The sequence below is a fragment of the Acidovorax sp. FJL06 genome, assembly GCF_003852545.1.
Lineage (GTDB): Bacteria > Pseudomonadota > Gammaproteobacteria > Burkholderiales > Burkholderiaceae_C > Acidovorax.
The window spans coordinates 26,630-42,543 of record NZ_QAJR01000036.1 but is presented as its reverse complement, the minus strand read 5'-3'; the positions used below and the strand labels follow the sequence as shown (position 1 = coordinate 42,543).

The 15,914-nt window shown below is 66.2% G+C and carries 18 protein-coding genes; 3 read left to right on the top strand and 15 right to left on the bottom strand.

Going from position 1 to position 15,914, the window contains the following annotated elements:
- Positions 1 to 194: 194 nt before the first annotated feature.
- Genes DBV10_RS19385 through DBV10_RS19355 form a run of 7 tightly spaced genes read right to left on the bottom strand, consistent with a single transcriptional unit; the run spans position 195 to position 5,509 of the window.
- Entirely contained in the window at positions 195 to 917 is a 723-nt protein-coding gene (locus tag DBV10_RS19385; protein ID WP_124515232.1) for a flagellar basal body L-ring protein FlgH, read from the bottom strand.
- Positions 918 to 964: 47 nt separating this feature from the next.
- Positions 965 to 1,747 (bottom strand): flagellar basal-body rod protein FlgG, encoded by a 783-nt coding sequence (gene flgG / locus DBV10_RS19380; protein ID WP_124515231.1) that lies wholly within the window; start codon positions 1,745 to 1,747, stop codon positions 965 to 967.
- A gap of 48 nt (positions 1,748 to 1,795) precedes the next feature.
- Positions 1,796 to 2,536, bottom strand: a complete 741-nt coding sequence (flgF, locus tag DBV10_RS19375; protein WP_124515230.1) for a flagellar basal-body rod protein FlgF — start codon at positions 2,534 to 2,536, stop codon at positions 1,796 to 1,798.
- A 49-nt stretch (positions 2,537 to 2,585) separates the two neighbouring features.
- Entirely contained in the window at positions 2,586 to 3,866 is a 1,281-nt protein-coding gene (flgE, locus tag DBV10_RS19370) for a flagellar hook protein FlgE (protein WP_124515229.1), read from the bottom strand.
- A gap of 38 nt (positions 3,867 to 3,904) precedes the next feature.
- Complete coding sequence (locus tag DBV10_RS19365) at positions 3,905 to 4,558, bottom strand: flagellar hook assembly protein FlgD (protein WP_124515228.1); 654 nt, start codon at positions 4,556 to 4,558, stop codon at positions 3,905 to 3,907.
- Between the two features lie 16 nt (positions 4,559 to 4,574).
- The gene (gene flgC, locus DBV10_RS19360; protein ID WP_124515227.1) at positions 4,575 to 4,979 is read right to left on the bottom strand and encodes a flagellar basal body rod protein FlgC; all 405 of its coding nucleotides are present in this window, start codon (positions 4,977 to 4,979) and stop codon (positions 4,575 to 4,577) included.
- Positions 4,980 to 5,014: 35 nt separating this feature from the next.
- A complete protein-coding gene (locus tag DBV10_RS19355) occupies positions 5,015 to 5,509 on the bottom strand; it encodes a flagellar basal body protein (RefSeq protein ID WP_124515226.1) in 495 nt (164 codons plus the stop codon).
- A 213-nt stretch (positions 5,510 to 5,722) separates the two neighbouring features.
- Between DBV10_RS19355 and flgA the strand changes: the two genes are divergently transcribed.
- The 3 genes from flgA (at position 5,723) to DBV10_RS19340 (ending at position 7,367) form a co-directional block, all read left to right on the top strand.
- Positions 5,723 to 6,532, top strand: coding sequence for a flagellar basal body P-ring formation chaperone FlgA (gene flgA / locus DBV10_RS19350; RefSeq protein ID WP_199740194.1), 810 nt, complete (start codon positions 5,723 to 5,725; stop codon positions 6,530 to 6,532).
- Between the two features lie 93 nt (positions 6,533 to 6,625).
- Positions 6,626 to 6,946 carry a flagellar biosynthesis anti-sigma factor FlgM gene (gene flgM, locus DBV10_RS19345; RefSeq protein ID WP_124515225.1) on the top strand — a complete coding sequence of 107 codons (321 nt, stop codon included), beginning with the start codon at positions 6,626 to 6,628 and terminating at the stop codon, positions 6,944 to 6,946.
- 46 nt (positions 6,947 to 6,992) lie between these two features.
- Positions 6,993 to 7,367, top strand: a complete 375-nt coding sequence (locus DBV10_RS19340) for a hypothetical protein (RefSeq protein ID WP_124515224.1) — start codon at positions 6,993 to 6,995, stop codon at positions 7,365 to 7,367.
- Between the two features lie 11 nt (positions 7,368 to 7,378).
- On the opposite strand, the gene DBV10_RS19335 is transcribed toward DBV10_RS19340, so the two are convergent.
- The 8 genes from DBV10_RS19335 to motB all read right to left on the bottom strand — a co-directional run bounded on the left by DBV10_RS19335 (position 7,379) and on the right by motB (position 15,879).
- Entirely contained in the window at positions 7,379 to 8,095 is a 717-nt protein-coding gene (locus DBV10_RS19335; protein WP_124515223.1) for an RNA polymerase sigma factor FliA, read from the bottom strand.
- 27 nt (positions 8,096 to 8,122) lie between these two features.
- On the bottom strand, positions 8,123 to 8,920 hold the full coding sequence (locus DBV10_RS19330) for a hypothetical protein (RefSeq protein WP_124515222.1): 798 nt from the start codon (positions 8,918 to 8,920) through the stop codon (positions 8,123 to 8,125).
- Positions 8,913 to 10,406, bottom strand: a complete 1,494-nt coding sequence (gene flhF / locus DBV10_RS19325) for a flagellar biosynthesis protein FlhF (RefSeq protein ID WP_124515221.1) — start codon at positions 10,404 to 10,406, stop codon at positions 8,913 to 8,915. The genes DBV10_RS19330 and flhF overlap by 8 nt, the downstream gene beginning before the upstream one ends.
- Entirely contained in the window at positions 10,403 to 12,484 is a 2,082-nt protein-coding gene (gene flhA, locus DBV10_RS19320; RefSeq protein WP_124515220.1) for a flagellar biosynthesis protein FlhA, read from the bottom strand. The genes flhF and flhA overlap by 4 nt, the downstream gene beginning before the upstream one ends.
- Positions 12,481 to 13,635: a flagellar biosynthesis protein FlhB gene (locus DBV10_RS19315; protein WP_124515219.1), complete on the bottom strand. Its 1,155-nt coding sequence runs from the start codon at positions 13,633 to 13,635 to the stop codon at positions 12,481 to 12,483. Before DBV10_RS19315 ends, flhA begins: the two co-directional genes overlap by 4 nt.
- Positions 13,636 to 13,865: 230 nt before the next feature.
- Positions 13,866 to 14,483 (bottom strand): protein phosphatase CheZ, encoded by a 618-nt coding sequence (locus DBV10_RS19310; RefSeq protein ID WP_124515218.1) that lies wholly within the window; start codon positions 14,481 to 14,483, stop codon positions 13,866 to 13,868.
- Between the two features lie 4 nt (positions 14,484 to 14,487).
- Positions 14,488 to 14,874: a chemotaxis response regulator CheY gene (cheY, locus tag DBV10_RS19305; RefSeq protein ID WP_124515217.1), complete on the bottom strand. Its 387-nt coding sequence runs from the start codon at positions 14,872 to 14,874 to the stop codon at positions 14,488 to 14,490.
- 72 nt (positions 14,875 to 14,946) lie between these two features.
- The gene (gene motB / locus DBV10_RS19300) at positions 14,947 to 15,879 is read right to left on the bottom strand and encodes a flagellar motor protein MotB (RefSeq protein ID WP_124515216.1); all 933 of its coding nucleotides are present in this window, start codon (positions 15,877 to 15,879) and stop codon (positions 14,947 to 14,949) included.
- Positions 15,880 to 15,914 lie beyond the last annotated feature (35 nt).

Here is a 15,914-nt window from a genome sequence, read left to right as displayed (position 1 = left end):
CCAAAGCCCCAAAGCCCCAGGTTTTGGGCCCTCTGTCCATCCAGAAAACCAGAAAACGCACCCGTAAAAACTGACGCGGCCCGAGCGAGGGCCGCCGCGCAAGGGCCGCCTCGCCGCGCTGGCGGCGTCCCCCTCCCATAGCGCGCAGCGCGTAGAGAGAGAGGGAGGCGCGCAGCGTCTCAGGGGGGGCAACCCTAAAACGGCGTGATGGAGTTGAAGAACCGGCCCATCCAGCCCATGGCCTGTGCCTCGTTCTGTGCACCGCGGCCACGGGATTCGACCCGCACGTTCGCCACCTGGGTCGAGTTGACGATGCTGCCGGGCTGCAGGGCCCTCGGATCGACGGTGCCCGAGAAGCGCAGCACATCCACGTTCTGGTTCACGCCGATCTGCTTTTCGCCCGTGATGACCAGGTGGCCGTTGGGCAGAACGTCCACCACGGTGGCGGTGATCGAGCCGGTGAAGGTGTTGGCACTTTCCGTGCCCCCCTTGCCGGAAAACGCGTTGCCTGAGGTGGCGCCCACGCCCAGCTTGTCGGTTAAGCTGGTGCTGGTGAAGGGCAGGGCGGTCACGCCCGCAGAGACCTTGGAGTCGCGGTCCACCGTGGACGAAGATTTCTGGCTGGCCGTCACGTTCTCGACGATCTGGATGGTCACGTTGTCGCCCACCAGGCGGGCGCGGCGGTCTTCGAACGCGGGCCGGTAGCTCGCGTTGTGGAACAGGCTGCCCGTCACCGGCGGTGGCGTGCGCTGTGCGGCGGCCAGCGGCGGTGGTGTGGTGGGCAGGATGTCCACGGGCGGCGGGGGCGACAGGCTGGCGCAGCCTGCGCACAGCAGCGCCACGCCGGTCGCGGCCCATGCGCCGGCGCGCAGCGAGCGCACGGCCTGAAGGAGGGAGGAGTGGAGCGGGTACCGCATGGCAATTGTCCTGAGCGTCCTGAGCGAAGGGGCTGGTGGCGCGGCGCTTAGAGCTGCGCGAGCTTGGCCAGCATCTGGTCCGAGGTCTGGATGGCCTTGGAGTTCATCTCGTAGGCGCGCTGGGTCTGGATCATGGTGACCAGTTCTTCCACCACGTTCACGTTGGAGGCCTCCAGAAAGCCCTGCTTGATCATGCCCAGGCCGTTGGTGCCGGGCGTGCCCTGCTGGGGCTGGCCGGAGGCCGCCGATTCCTTGAACAGGTTCTGGCCGATGGGCTCCAGGCCGGCGGGGTTGATGAAGGCCGCCATGGCCAGGCTCCCCAGCGGCTGGGGCTGGGTGTTGCCCGGCACCGTGGCGGCCACCACGCCGTCCGCGCCGATGCTGATGCTGGTGGCGTTGGCGGGCACGGTGATGCCGTTGGCCACGGGCAGGCCGCTGGAGGTGACCAGGCGGCCTTGCGCATCGACCTGGAACGAGCCATCGCGTGTGTAGCCGATGGTGCCGTCGGGCATGGTCACTTCAAAAAAGCCGTTGCCGTTGATGGCCACGTCCAGGTTGTTCTTCGACTCCTGCAGGCTGCCCTGCACGAAGTTGCGGCTGGTGGCCACCGTGCGCACGCCCAGGCCCAGGTGCAGGCCGGTGGGCAGCTGGTTCTGCTCGGTGGTGTTGGCACCCACCTGGCGCAGGTTCTGGTAGATCAGGTCCTCGAACACCGCGTTGTTGCGCTTGTAGCCGGTGGTGGAGACGTTGGCCAGGTTGTGCGAGATGACATCGAGCTGGGTCTGCTGGGCAGACATGCCGGTCTTGGCGATCCAGAGGGAGTTGATCATGGTGCTTCCTTTAGGCAGATGGCGGGCGGTGCTGCGGCGGGCGCGGCATCAGCCGTTCATGCTCAGCAACTGGCTGGCGGTCTTGTCGTTGGTTTCGGCGGTCTGCAGCAGCTTCATCTGCTGCTCGAACTGGCGGGATGCGGCGATCATTCCGACCATGCACTCCACCGGGTTCACGTTGGAGCCCTCCAGCGCGCCCGACAGCATGCGGGCGTTGGCGTCGCTGGGCATGGGGTCGCCCGATGCGGTGCGGAACAGCCCGTCGTCGCCGCGCTTGAGCGGGTCTTCGGGCGTGGGCGTGGCGAGCTTGAGGCGCCCCAGGGCCTGCGCGGGTTGGCCGGCGGCCTTGGCTGTAATGGTGCCGTCGGAGCCCAGCGACACGTCGGCGCCGGGCGGGACATCAATGGGGGATCCGCCATCGGACAGCACGGGCAGCCCGGTGGGCGTGAGCAACTGGCCGGTGGCCGACACCTGGAAGCTGCCTGCGCGGGTGTAGGCCTCTATGCCGTCCAGGCCCTGCACGGCAAACCAGGCGTTGCCGGCGGCCATCGCATCCAGGTTGCGGCCGGTGCGCTGCACGGGGCCCGGGGTGCTGACGTAGCCCGAGGTGGCCTCCAGCGCAAACACGCGGGTTTTGGTGCCGTCGCCCTGCAGCGGCACCGAGCGGAAGGTGGACATCTCGGCGCGGAACCCGCCCGTGGAGGCGTTGGCCAGGTTGTTGGACAGCACGGCCTGCCGGTGGGCGGCCGCGTTGGCGCCCGTCATCGAGGTGTAGATGATGCGGTCCATGGGGGCTCTCCGGGGTCCTGGGTGGGGTCAGTGAAGGGGCTGCTGCCGATCAGCGCAGGTTCACCAGGGTGGACATCACCTGGTCTTGCGTCTTGATCGTTTGGGCATTGGCCTGGTAGGCGCGCTGGGCGGTCATCATGTTCACCAGCTCGGCCGTGAGGTCCACGTTGGAGTCTTCGAGCGCGCCGGAGCGCAGCGAACCGAAGTTGCCGTCGGTGGCGGTGCCCGCCACGGGCTGGCCCGATTCGAACGTGGCCACCCAGTTGTTGCTGCCGACCGAGGCCAGGCCCTGCGTGTTGCGGAAGCTCGACAGTGCCAACTGGCCTTCGGCGCGGGTCACGCCGTTGGAGTAACGGGTCATGATCATCCCGTTGTTCTCGATGTTGATGCCGGTGAGTTCTCCCGAGGTGTAGCCGTCCTGGCTCAGGTTGGACACGGCGAACTTGGTGCCGAACTGGGTCACCTTGTCCAGGCTCACGTCCACGGTGTAGGTGGGCAGGTTGTTGGGGTTGGGCGGCGTCGGGTTGACGGTGAGCGGCAGTGTGAAGCCCGTGGCCGGTGGCGTGGCCACCGGGCCGGTGATGGCGCCGTTGTTGTCAAAGGTGATCTGGCCGATGGGTGCGGCCACCACGGGCGGCACGGCCGTGGGGTCGTCCAGTTGGTCGTACACGTCCCAGGTGTTGGCGGTGGCGGTCTTCTGGAAGTACAGGCTCACGGGCTTGGCCACCCCCTGGCTGTCGAACACGTTGATCGACGTGCCGTAGGTGGCGCGGGGTGTGGCAGGGACGGGGGGCGTGGCCGCCGGGTTGCCCGCCGCATCGGTGGCGCGTGCGTCCAGGTTGAAAGCGGCGGTGATGGTGGTGGTCTGCTTGGCCGGGATGGGCTCGGCCGTGGGGAATACCATGGGGATGGGGTCGGTGCCCGAGCGCAGGCCCGTGACGGGGTCTACCGGGTAGCCCATCACCGAGGCATTGTCGTTGGTGATCATGTTGCCTTCCTTGTCCAGCTTGAAGTTGCCGGAGCGGGTGTAGGCTGGCGTGCCATCGGGCAGCGTGAGCGTGAAGAAGCCATTGCCATTGATGGCCACATCCAGGCTGTTGCCCGTGATGGTGAGGTTGCCCTGGGTGAACTGCTGCGACACGGCCGCCACCTCCACGCCAATGCCAGCATTGGTGCCGCCGGAAGACCCGATGGCCGAGGCCACCATCTCCGCAAACTCGGCCCGCGAGGCCTTGAACCCAACGGTGTTGGAGTTGGCAATGTTGTGCCCGATGACGTCGAGGTTCTTGCTGGCGGCGTTCAAGCCCGACAGGCCTTGCTGAAAACTCATGGTGTTCTCCTGATGGGGGCGAAGGGGTTCGGTCCGGGTTAGACCAGGGCCTTGATCTGGCTGTAGCTGATGGTTTTGCCGTTGGCGAGGGTCAGCTTGAGCTGGCCGTCTTCGGCGCCCGCGGCCGTGACCTTGGACAGGGCCAGCGGCGTGCTGGGCAGCTTGGTGGCGCCGTTGACGGCCGTGACGCGGAACTGCAGCGCATCGGTGGCGCCGGTGTACTTGCTCGCATCCCACTCAAACGTGTGGCGGCCTGCTGCCTTGGCGCCCAGGTCAATGGTGTCCAGCACCTGGCCCCCGGCCGTCGTGACCTCGACCTTCACGTTGGTGGCGGCCGAGGGCAGCTCGAAACCGCCTTTGCCGGCCTTGTCGGCCACGGCCAGGCTGGAGCCTTCGATCATCACGTTGCGCCCGATCAGCGCCGTGCCCTGCATGACCTGCAGCGAGTTGAACTGGGAGGCCATGCTCTGCATGGTCTGGTTGAGCTGCTGGATGCCGGTCACCGTGTTGATCTGCGCGATCTGCGAGGTCATCTGGGCGTTGTCCAGCGGGTTCATCGGGTCCTGGTTGTTGAGCTGGGCAACCAGCAGCTTCAGGAACCGGTCCTGGGCCGCCGAGGGATCGCTCGCGGCATTGGCCTTGGTGGCCGAATCCGTGGTGGTGGTAGCGGCGTTGGTGGCGCTGAGGATCATGGTGGGTCTCCCGGGGTTACTGGCCCATCTGCAGGGTCTTGAGGAGCAGCGACTTGGCCGTGTTCATGACCTCGACGTTGTTCTGGTACGAGCGCGAGGCCGAGATCATGTTGACCATCTCTTCCACCGCATTCACGTTCGAGTGCGTCACATAGCCCTGCTCGTCGGCCGAGGGGTGGCTGGGGTCGTGCACGCGGCGGCCGGGCACATTGCTCTCGCTCATCCCGCTCACGCGCACGCCGGCCGCGCTGTCGGCGCCCATGGGCGCGGTCTGGAACACCACCTGGCGCGCCTTGTAGGCCTTGCCATCGGGGCCCGCCACGGCATCGACGTTGGCCAGGTTGCTGGCCACCACATTGAGCCGCTGCGACTGTGCGCTGATGGCGCTGCCGGACACATTGAAGATGGAGAACATGGACATGGCGTGGCTCGCTTTCTGCGCTGCAGTGCTTTTGCTTATTGGCCCTGGATGGCGCTGAGCATGGTTTTGGCGTTGCCGTTGATGAAACGCAGCGTGGCCTCGTAGCGCACCGAGTTGTCCACGAAGCTGGAGCGCTCGCGGTCCAGGTCGACCGAGTTGTTGTCCAGGCTGGGCTGCGTCTGCACCCCGTAGCCCAGCGCGCCCTGCTTGTCGATGCTGGCGCTGCTGGGCGTGGCGGGCACGGTGGACAGCGGGATGTGGCGCGGGTCGGTGGTGCTGGCCGTGCCAGCCGTGCTCTGGGCGCCACGGGTGGCCAGGCGGGTCACGGCCGAGCCGGCCCCAGCCGCGCCGGTGCCGGACGCGCTGACACCCGTGGCCTCCCGCAGGGCATCCCCGAACTTGAAGTCGCGTGCGACGTAGCCGGGGGTGTCGGCGTTGGCGATGTTGCTGGCGATGGCGCGCTGACGTTCCGCACGCAGCACGAGGGCGTTGCCATGGAAATTCAGCTGGTTGGTCATCTTGTCAAGCATGTGTGCCTCACACCGTCGGTTGCACTGTCGCCAGCCCCGGGGGCTTTTTTGGCGTTGCTTGATTGTGGAGACCGTGCCTTTTTTCTAAAGCGCGAAGAGCGTGGAAATGGATGGGCAGTTCCGGGTTTTGGGCCGGGGCCGTCGGCCTATAGTTCCTGGGGTGAAATGGCCTTTGCCCCCGGTGGGAGGGCCACCCGATGTCCAGGAGGCCTTATGCCCGCAACCCCTGCAACCCCCTTTTCTTCCTCCCTTGGCGTGCCACCTGCTGCCGGGCGCGCGCCAGCGCGTGCCCGTGGCGGCGCGGCGTTGCGCGCGCTGTGCCTGGTGGGGCTGGGCTGGGCTGCGGCCCTGGGCGGCGGCGCGGCGCAGGCCCAGGCGGTGGGCGATCCGGCCACGGACCTGGGCCCCCTGACGCAGCGCTGGCTGGACGATGCCCTGTCCCGCAATGCCTCCACCGCTTTGCCGCTGCGCATGGAAGTGAGCGTTGGCTCACTGGATTCGCGCCTGCGCCTGGCACCTTGCGCGCGGGTCGAGCCCTATCTGCCGGTGGGCTCTCGCCTGTGGGGACGCACCCGCCTGGGCTTGCGCTGCATAGAGGGCGCGATGGCCTGGAATGTGTTTCTGCCCGTGACCATCAAGGCGTTTGGCCCGGCCTGGGTGCTGACGGGCAATGTGGCGCCGGGGGCGGTTCTGACGGCCAACGATGCCACGGAGGCTGAGGTGGACTGGGCGGCCGATGCCGCCCCCATCATGGCGAACCCGGACCTGTGGGTGGGCCAGATTGCCGCGCGCCAGCTGGTGGCCGGCCAGGCATTGCGCCAGACCATGGTGCGGGCGCCCTTGCTGTTTCGTGCTGGGGCCCAGGTGAAGGTGGTGGCCCAGGGGCCCGGCTACGCGGTCACGTCGGCAGGGCAGGCGCTGTCTGCGGGCTCCGTGGGGCAAACTGTGCGCGTGCGCATGGATAATGGGCGAATCGTCAGTGGAATTGTGAATGAGGGTGGGACGGTGGACGTCACTCTTTGATGACGCCCTGGTGATAAATGGCTAAAGTCCCGGCGAAATGGGTCGAAAACATTGCTACTGTGCCCCACATCAAACGGGGTGGTGGAGAGAGCGATGAAGATAGGTCAAAAACCGGAACTCCCGGGCGCCTTGGCGCAGACGGGGCTTGCCAAGCAAGCCAAAAGTCCTGCCAGCGCTGCTGAAGGAGCCACCAAAGACGCCCTGGCTGCGTCGACCGCCGGTGTGCCTGTCACCGTGTCCCTCGCTGCCCAGAGCCTGAACCAGACCGCCCGCACCAGCGGTGATTTTGATGCCGGCAAGGTCAAGGCCGTTCGCGCCGCCATTGAAAAGGGGGCGTTCTCCGTCGATGCCGAAGCGATTGCCGACAAGATGCTGTCCAACGCCCAGGAGATCCTCTCGCGCTCGCGGGGCTGAGCACCCGCCACTTGGCAGACGGGCGCGATCCACCCCACAATGCGCCATGTCACTGGAAGAATCCCTCTCAGCTGTCGAGCAGCTGATCGATAAAGTCTCTACCGCCCTTCTCGCGGCGGACCCCCAATCCCTGGAACAGCACAGTACGGCCCTGCGGGATGCCGCGGCGCAGTTTGCGCGTGTGCTCGAACAATTCACCGCGCGTGGCCTGCCCCTGCCGGAGTCTGTGCAAAAGCGGGTGAACGCCGTCGGCGACATGCTGGTGGTGCACCGTGAAAGCCTGGCACGCCTGTCGGCCGTGGCAGACCGCCAGGCCGCCGGCCTGCTGCCCCCGTCCGATGCGGCGTCGACCTATGGGGATGGGTCGGCTGCGCGCGCGGCCAAGCCGGGCGTGGCGCGCATCTACCGCTCTGCAGGCTGAAGAAGGGGGGGTCAGTGCGCGCGCATCTTGGCGCGCAGCCGGGCGATGGACTGGCTGTGCAGCTGGCACACCCGTGACTCCGTCACACCGAGTACGGCAGCAATCTCCTTGAGATTCATGTCGTGCTCGTAGTACATGCCCATGATGTGCTGCTCGCGCTCTGGCAGGCTCTTGATGGCATTCACCAGCGATATTTTGAGGCGCTGGTCGCGCAGCAATTCCACCGGGTCGGCATCGGCGTCGGCGACATGGCGGTCCAGAAACCCCTCCTCGTCGTCGTTGCCGTGGGTCATGTCTTCCAGGTACACCAGCTGGGTGCCCCGGACCTTGCCCAGCAGGTTCTGGTAGTCGGGCAGGCTCATGCCCATTTCGCTGGCGATTTCCGATTCGAGCGGGCTGCGGCCCAGCTTCTGCTCCAGCCGGTGCACCGCGTGCTCGATGTCTTTCTGGCTCTTGCGCGAGCTGCGGCTCATCCAGTCACCCTCGCGCAGCTCGTCCAGCATGGCGCCCCGGATGCGCTGGGTGGCAAAGGTCTCGAACTGCACACCCTGGGCGACTTCGTAGCGCGAGAGCGCATCGGCCAGACCCATCATGCCGACCTGGATCAAGTCATCCAGCTCCACATTGGGCGGCAGCTTGGCGATCATGTGGTGCGCAATTCTCCGGACCAGCGGCACATGCTGGCGGATCATGGCATCGCGATCAAGCTGGCCTTTGGCGGTGTACATCAGATCAACTTCTCCGGAAAAATCAACTCAATGGCTCCGGACAAAATGCGCAGGCATGTCTGCCAAGTTGCTGGACGGCAGCGCAGTCAGCGATCCATTCATGGTGCCCGCATTTTCCAGCAGTTGCAAGGCCAGGCGCTGAAGCTCCTGGGGGTTCTGGGTGGCGATGGTGGTGGTCCGCACGGGCCCACCCAGATGGCGCTCCGCGCAGGCCTGCAGCGTCATCAGCTGGGACTGGGCCCTGCGGCGCTCGGCCGCCGTGTTGCCATGCAGCAAAGCGGCCACCATGCACGGCAGCCCGGTGTGCAGGGCGATCTGCTTGAGGCTCTTGTAGCTGGTCATCACGCCCGCTGCGCCGCTGCCCATGACCACCAGCGGCACCGTGGCCGTGTGGGTGAGCAGGGGCCCCAGGGTACCGGCGGGCGCGTGGATCACCATCAGTCCATAGGTCCTGAAGTAGGGCAGCAGGTCCTCCATGGGCGACCGCGCCGTGCCACCCGCCTTGCGGCTGAGGTGCTGCAGGCCCTTGGCCGCCGGAATCACGGCAAGCGAGGACGCGGTGGCCCCCAGGTTCAGGCTGGCGCCGTCATTCCATGAGGCGTGTTGCAGCAGGTGGTGCAGGCCCGGGCTGTCGTCGGACTCCTGCGCCGTGCCATCGAGCACGACCACCGGGTAGCCCAGCCGCTGCAGGCTGGCGCAGATCTGCCAGAGTGTTTCCAGCCCGCTCCCGGTGTTGCCCTGGCTGACCACCGCCAGCATCCGCAGTCCGGCCTGTGGCGTGAAGCTGTGCAGCCCTGCGGCCTGGTGAAAGCCCAGATCAAGCATCGACCAGCCCTCCCTCGGTGATGGTGTCGGGCGAGTGCGAGAAGAAGAAGTTCAGGTCGGTGGCCTTGGGGTCGAACGCCGACTTGGCCGGGGCGCGCATGGAGGTGCTGATGAGCTGGTGCGCGTCGGCACGCTCCCAGTCCTCGGGCACGCGCTGGCCGTTGGTCACGCCGCGCAGCACCATCTGGTGGCGGATCAGCGCGTCGATGGCGGGGCCGAGCTTCACGGCCTCGTCCACCTTGGACAGGATGGCCTGTTGCGAGCCGTCGGTCTTGAACGCGGTGAGCACATCGTCCAGCGTGTCACCGTGGCAGCCGGCGTTGAGCACCAGCAGGCGGTTCACATGCGGCAGGTCCAGCACATCGAGCATGTCGCGCTTGCGCGGGTCGCGCGGGGCCACGCCGGTGGTGTCGATGAGCACCATCTTCTTGCCGCTGAGCAGGCCCAGCAGGTCCTGCAGCGCGGCGCGGTCGTGCGCCAGGTGGGCCACGATGCCCAGCATGCGGCCATAGGTGCGCAGCTGTTCATGCGCGCCCACGCGGTAGGTGTCGAGCGTGATCAGGCCCACGCTGCCGGGGCCGTGGATGCGCGCGCACATGGCGGCCAGCTTGGCGGTGGTGGTGGTCTTGCCCACGCCGGTGGAGCCGACCATGGCGAAGATGCCGCCTTGTTCGTACAGCGGGGGATCGGCCTGGTCGGTCTTGAGGTTGCGCTCCAGCACCTCCATGAGCCAGCGCACCGATTCGGCGGCCGACAGCTCCTCGGGCATGCGTTCGAGCACGGCGCGGGCGAGCGACGGGGAGTAGCCTGCGCGGATCATCTTGAGCATGAGGTTGGACTGGATCGGGTTCTGGCGCGCCTGCCCCAGCCAGGCCAGCGTGTTGAAGCGGTCCTCGATCAACTCCTTCATGGAGTGGAGTTCGTTCATCAGGCTTTGCTGGTTGTTCGACTGGATCAGGAGGGCGCTGGCCGCTTCTTGCCGGCGGCGGGGCGGCTCCGGCGGAATGTCCATGGGGATGGTGCGCAGCGGGTTGTGGCGTGCCACGGCGGGGGCGGGCATGCGCTCACGGTCGCGCCCGCGCTCCGGTTCCTGATCGCGGCTGCGCTCTGACAGCGTGGGGGCCTCCGAGGGGCCATTGAGCGCCTCGTGGCGGCGGCGCAGCATGCGCTCGCGCACATAGTCCTGGAACGACAGCGTGCTCATGGCCAGTTGTTCGGTGTCTTCTTCAACGGGATTGCGGTCCAGGCCCATGGGAGCCTGGTTGGCGCGCGGCGGTGTGCTGCGCGCGGCGCTGGGGGCCAGCAGCGGTGCGCTGCCCGCACCACCGCCGTCCAGCGCCGACAGCGTGTCTTCGGCCGTGGCCACCACTTCGACGCCGTTGGCGGTCGGGCGGTTGGACAGGATCAGTGTGCCGTCGCCAAAGGCCATGCGCGCCTTGGCCAGAGCCTCCCGGGAGGTGGGGGCGGTAAAGCGTTTGATGTTCATGCTGATGCACCTTTAAGGATCGGCCCAATGCGGATGGTGTGGGTCTCTGGGATTTCACTGTGCGCAAGCACCTGCAGGCGGGGGGCCACGCGGCGCACCAGGCGGGAGATGGCGTTGCGGATCTGGTCGGGGACCAGCAGGCAGGCGGGCATGCCCATCTCTTCCTGCTTGAGGGCCACCTCGGCAGCTTTCTGCGTGAGGATGTCGGCCACGCCAGGGTCGAGCGCGGGGCCGGCCGTGTTGCCCAGTGCCTGCACCAAGAGGCGCTCCAGGCCGGGTTCGATGGCAATGACGTTGAGTTCGCGCGTGGGGCCGTAGATCTGCTGCACGATGGCGGGCGAGAGCGCAATGCGCACGCGGCGGGCCAGCTCGACCGGGTCGGAGACCGCACCGGCATGTTCGGCCAGCGTCTCGATGATGGTGCGGATATCGCGGATGTGCACAGACTCTTCCAGCAGCAGCTGCAGGACTTTCTGGAACGTTGCGATGGAGACCATTTTCGGGACCACTTCTTCGATGAGCTTGGGAGCCAGCTTGGCCACGTGTTCCACCAGTTGCTGCGTTTCCGTGCGACTGAGGAGCTTGGCGGCCTGCACTTGCATCAAGTGTGACAAATGGGTGGCCATCACGGTTTCGGAATCAACGACCGTAAAACCCGCCATTTGTGCGGCTTCCTTCTGCCGATCGTCGATCCAGTGTGCTGGCAGGCCGAATGCGGGGTCGGTGGTGGGCGTGCCGATCAGCGGCGTGGTGATGCCGCCGGGGTTGATGGCCAGGAACATGCCAGGGAAGGCCTCGCCTTCGCCCACCACCACGCCGCGCAGCGTGATGCGGTAGCCGCTGGGCTTCAATTCGAGGTTGTCGCGCACGTGCACGGCCGGGGGCAGGAAGCCGACCTCCTGGGCGAACTTGCGGCGCACGCCCTTGATGCGGGTGAGCAGGTCGCCCTGGCGGCTCTTGTCCACCAGGCTGATGAGGCGGTAGCCCAGCTCCAGGCCGAGCAGGTCCACGGGCTGCAGGTCGTCCCAGGTGGCTTCACCGTCGGCCACGGGGGCGGGCGGGGCCTCGACTTCGGGTGGCACCTTCTGGCGTTCGTACAGCACCCAGGCGCCATAGGCGAGCAGGCTGCCCATGGTCAGGAAGACCACATGGGGCATGCCGGGGATCAGGCCGAGCAACAGCAGGATGCCCGCAGTCACGCCCAGCACGCGGGGCGACATGAACAGCTGCTGCACGATCTGGCGGCCCATGTCGTGGTCCTTGCCCACGCGCGAGATCACCATGGCGGCGGCCACCGAGATCAGCAGGCCGGGGATCTGCGCCACCAGCGCATCGCCAATGGCCAGCAGGATGTAGCTGTCGGCCGCCTGCTTGGCCGAGAGGTCGTGCTGCAGCACGCCAATGGCGAAGCCGCCGATGATGTTGATCAAGAGGATCAGGATGCCGGCGACCGCATCGCCGCGCACGAACTTGGAGGCACCGTCCATGGAGCCGAAGAAGTTCGCTTCTTCCGCCACTTCGGCGCGGCGGCGCTTGGCTTCCTTTTCGTCGATCAGGCCGGCGTTCAGGTCGGCATCTACCGCCATCTGCTTGCCGGGCATGGCGTCCAGTGTGAAGCGGGCCGACACTTCGGCGATGCGCTCGGCGCCCTTGGTGATCACCACGAAGTTGATCACCACCAGGATCGCGAACACGATCAGGCCCACGGCAAAGTTGCCGCCGATCAGGAAGTGGCCGAAGGCCTCAATCACCGCACCCGCCGCGCCAGGGCCGGTGTGGCCTTCCAGCAGCACCACGCGGGTGGAGGCTACGTTCAGCGACAGGCGCATGAGGGTGGTGAGCAGCAGCACCGACGGAAAGGCCGCGAAATCCAGCGGCCGCAGCATGTAGGCCGCCACCATCATCACCATCAGGGCCACGGCGATGTTCAGGGTGAAGAACGCATCGAGCAGCCAGGGGGGGATGGGCAGCACCATGAGCGCCAGGATGGCCACCACGAGCAAGGGGGCCGACAGCCCCTGGAGGGCGTTGGCATTGCTGCCCGCCCATTGCTGCAAAGACTTTACGGAGGTGTTCATACGTCAGCGCCTTGCACCGGGGTGCGGTTCAGCGGATCGAGTTCCGGCGGAACATAGGGCTCCACCAGGCTGTCGGGCATGCGGCCTTCGCCGCGCAGGGCGGCCTTGAGGCGGTACACATAGGCCAGCACCTGGGCCACGGCGGTGTAGAGCGTGGCGGGGATGGCCTGGTCCAGCTCGGCGTGGGCATAGAGCGCACGCGCCAGCATGGGCGACTGCAGCACGGGCACGTTGTGTTCCCGGGCGACATCGCGGATCTTCATGGCGATGAGGTCGGTGCCGCGTGAGATGACCTGGGGGGCGCCCATGGTCTTTTCGTCGTACTTGAGCGCCACGGCATAGTGGGTGGGGTTCATGACCACGAAGTCGGCCTTGGGCACGGCGGCGACGCTGGCGCGCTCGGCGATTTCGCGCTGCTTCTGGCGGATGCGGCCCTTGGTGTGCGGGTTGCCGTCGGATTCCTTGTGTTCCTGTTTGATTTCTTCGTGCGACATCTTCAGGCGAGCCTTGAAGAAATAGGCCTGCAGCGGCACGTCCACCAGGGCCGCCAGGAACACAACCAGCAGCAACAGGCTCATGCCCGAGGTGAGCCAGTCTGCGATCTGCCGGATGGCCAGGGGTGAGGGTTGCAGCACCAGCATGGCCACCGTTTCCATGCTGTTGCCCAGGAATTTCCAGGCTACCCAGGTCAGGATCCCGGTCATCAACACCATCTTGGCCACGTTGGCCATCTGCTGCTTTGAGAAGAGGTTGGCCAGGCCCGAGATGGGGTTCAAGCGGTTGAACTGGGGCGTGATGGGCTTGGTGCTGAGGATCCAGCCACCTGCGCCGATGGCACTGATCAGGGCTGCACCGCTGGTGAGGGCGGCAAACACCATGCTGGCGATCGCGCCCACGACCACCATGTCCCGCAGGCGCTGGAGCATGGTGCCTGGCGCCATGACGGTGGCGGCGTCAAACGCCAGCTGCTGGCCCATGGCCCGCTGCATGTGGTCCATGAGCTGGGGGGCCAGCACCAGCATGCAGCCCGCGCCCGCCCCCAGGATGGCCAGGTGCGACAGGTCGCGCGAGCGTGCCCCTTGTCCGTCTTCGCGCGCTTTCTGCAGCTTGCGCTCTGACGCGGGGAGGCTTTTTTCTTGGCTGGATTCCATGGTGGCATGACGGCTGGTGTCATGCCATTGTCGTGAGCGACCTGGAAATCTAAAGCGGGATAAGGGGGCTGCCGCCCCCTCTTTTCGATGCCGTCGGGGGCTGCTTCACTGCCGTGGCCGGGTAGGGGCCGCTGTGTGCACCTGCGCCGGGTGGTATCAAAAACAATAGCTGCTGGCGCTTGGCGGGCAAGCGCCAGCAGCGATCGGGATGGCGGAAGGCTTGCGGGGCGTCAAAACCCCAGGCTGGCCAGCAGATCGTCCACCTGGGATTGGTCGGTCACCACGTCGGGCGTGTTTTCCGGGTCCACCACCGGGCCCTGCAGGTGGGCGGGTTTGGCGTCTGCCACCGGCACATGGGCGTGGGGCGGGGCGGTCTGGATGAGCAGTTGCACCAGCTGGTCTTCGATGGTGGCCGCCAGGTTCACCACGCGCGCAATCACCTGGCCGGTGAGGTCGTGGAAGTCCTGCGCCATCATGATTTCGGTGAGGTGCGTGTCGGCCTCCTTGGTCACGCGCTCCACGTCGGTCAGGAAGTTGAAGATCTCGCCCTTGGCCACGGCCGCCACGGGGTCGGCCACCAGCGAGTTGACCACCCGGCGCGTCTCGGCTGCGATGTAGTCGTGCTGGGCCTTGGCCTGCTCGACGCGGCCCAGCACCTTCTCGGCGGCTTCGCCGGTCAGGCGGGCGATGTATGACAGCCGGCTTTGCGCATCGGGCAGCTCGCCCATCGAGCCGCGCAGCTTGTCTGCGTAGCCCAGTTCGTTCAAGGAGTCGTGCAGCTGCCGCGTCAGTTGGCCGATCTTGTGGTGTACATCGGCAGGCTGGCTGTTGTCCGGTGTGTCGTCCATGGTGTCATAACCCCATCTTCTTCAGAATCAAGGTCACTTTCTCTTCGAGCGTCGCCTTGGTGAAGGGTTTGACGATGTAGCCTGCCGCGCCGTTTTGTGCGGCCATCACGATGTCTTCCTTGCGGGCCTCGGCGGTCACCATCAGGACGGGCAGGTGTTTGAGCTTGTCGTCCTTCTTGATCTCGGCCAGCAACTGAAAGCCGTTCATGTTCGGCATGTTGATGTCGGTGACCACGAAGTCGAACTTGCCGTTGCGCAGCTTGTTGAGGGCGGCCACGCCGTCCTCGGCCTCGTCGGCATCGGAGAACCCGCTTTCCTTGAGCAGGTTGCGCACGATGCGTCGCATGGTGGAGAAGTCGTCAACGATGAGAAAACGAAGGGCTGTGGTCACTTGGGACCCTTTCGGTCGAGAATTACTGTAAGCATTGTCATGGGTGGCAGGTTAGGTGACAAGTCGTAACTGTTACCTGCTTGGGGGGGGATTTTCCCGCTTTTCATTCAGCAGTTCTGTTGAGGTGATTTCCGGGATCCCTTTGCCCATGAGACGTTCTTCGGCTTCGCGAGTCAACACCGTGATGGTGATGCGCCGGTTGGCGGGGGCTCGCGGGTTCTTTGGCTCCAGCAGGTCGCTGGCCGCCAGGCCCACTACACGGCCCAGTTTAGCGTCTGGCATGCCGGCCGAGACGAGTTCGCGGCGCGTGGCGTTGGCGCGGTCGGCCGACAGCTCCCAGTTGCTGTAGCCGCGTTCGCTGTTGCCATAGGGCACGGCGTCGGTGTGCCCCGCCAGGCTGATGCGGTTTTCCACGCCCCCGAGCGCGGCGCCGATTTCGCGCAGGATGTCGCGCATGTAGGGTTTTACCAACGCGCTGCCGCTGTCGAACATGGGGCGGTTCTGGTCGTCGATGATCTGGATCTGCAGGCCGTCGGGCGTGATGTCGATGCGGATCTGCGACTTGTATTCGTTCAGGCGCGGGTTTTCGGTGATGAGGGCGTCGATCTTGGCTTCGAGCGCCTTGATGCGGTCCTGGTCCTGCTTGGCGCGCTCGGCGCGGGCGGCGTCAATGCTCATGCGCCGCTGCTTGGCCTCTTCCACATCGGAGCGGCGCACCTGGCCATGGACCTTGGCCAGGTCGTTCCCCCCGCCGGGAATCACGCTGGAGCTGTTGCCTGCTCCATCGCCGCCGGTCATCGCCACCTTGAGGGGCGAGGCGAAATACGCGGCAATCCCCTGCAGCTCGCCCTTGGCCGTGGAGCCCAGCAGCCACATCAGCAGAAAGAACGCCATCATGGCCGTCACGAAGTCGGCATACGCGATCTTCCAGGCGCCACCATGCACCGCATGGCCGCCTTTCTTGATGCGCTTGATGATGATGGGCTGGAGTTTCTTTTCTGCCATGGCGCTCGGAAATCAGGTGGGGCTGCGTGCTCCTG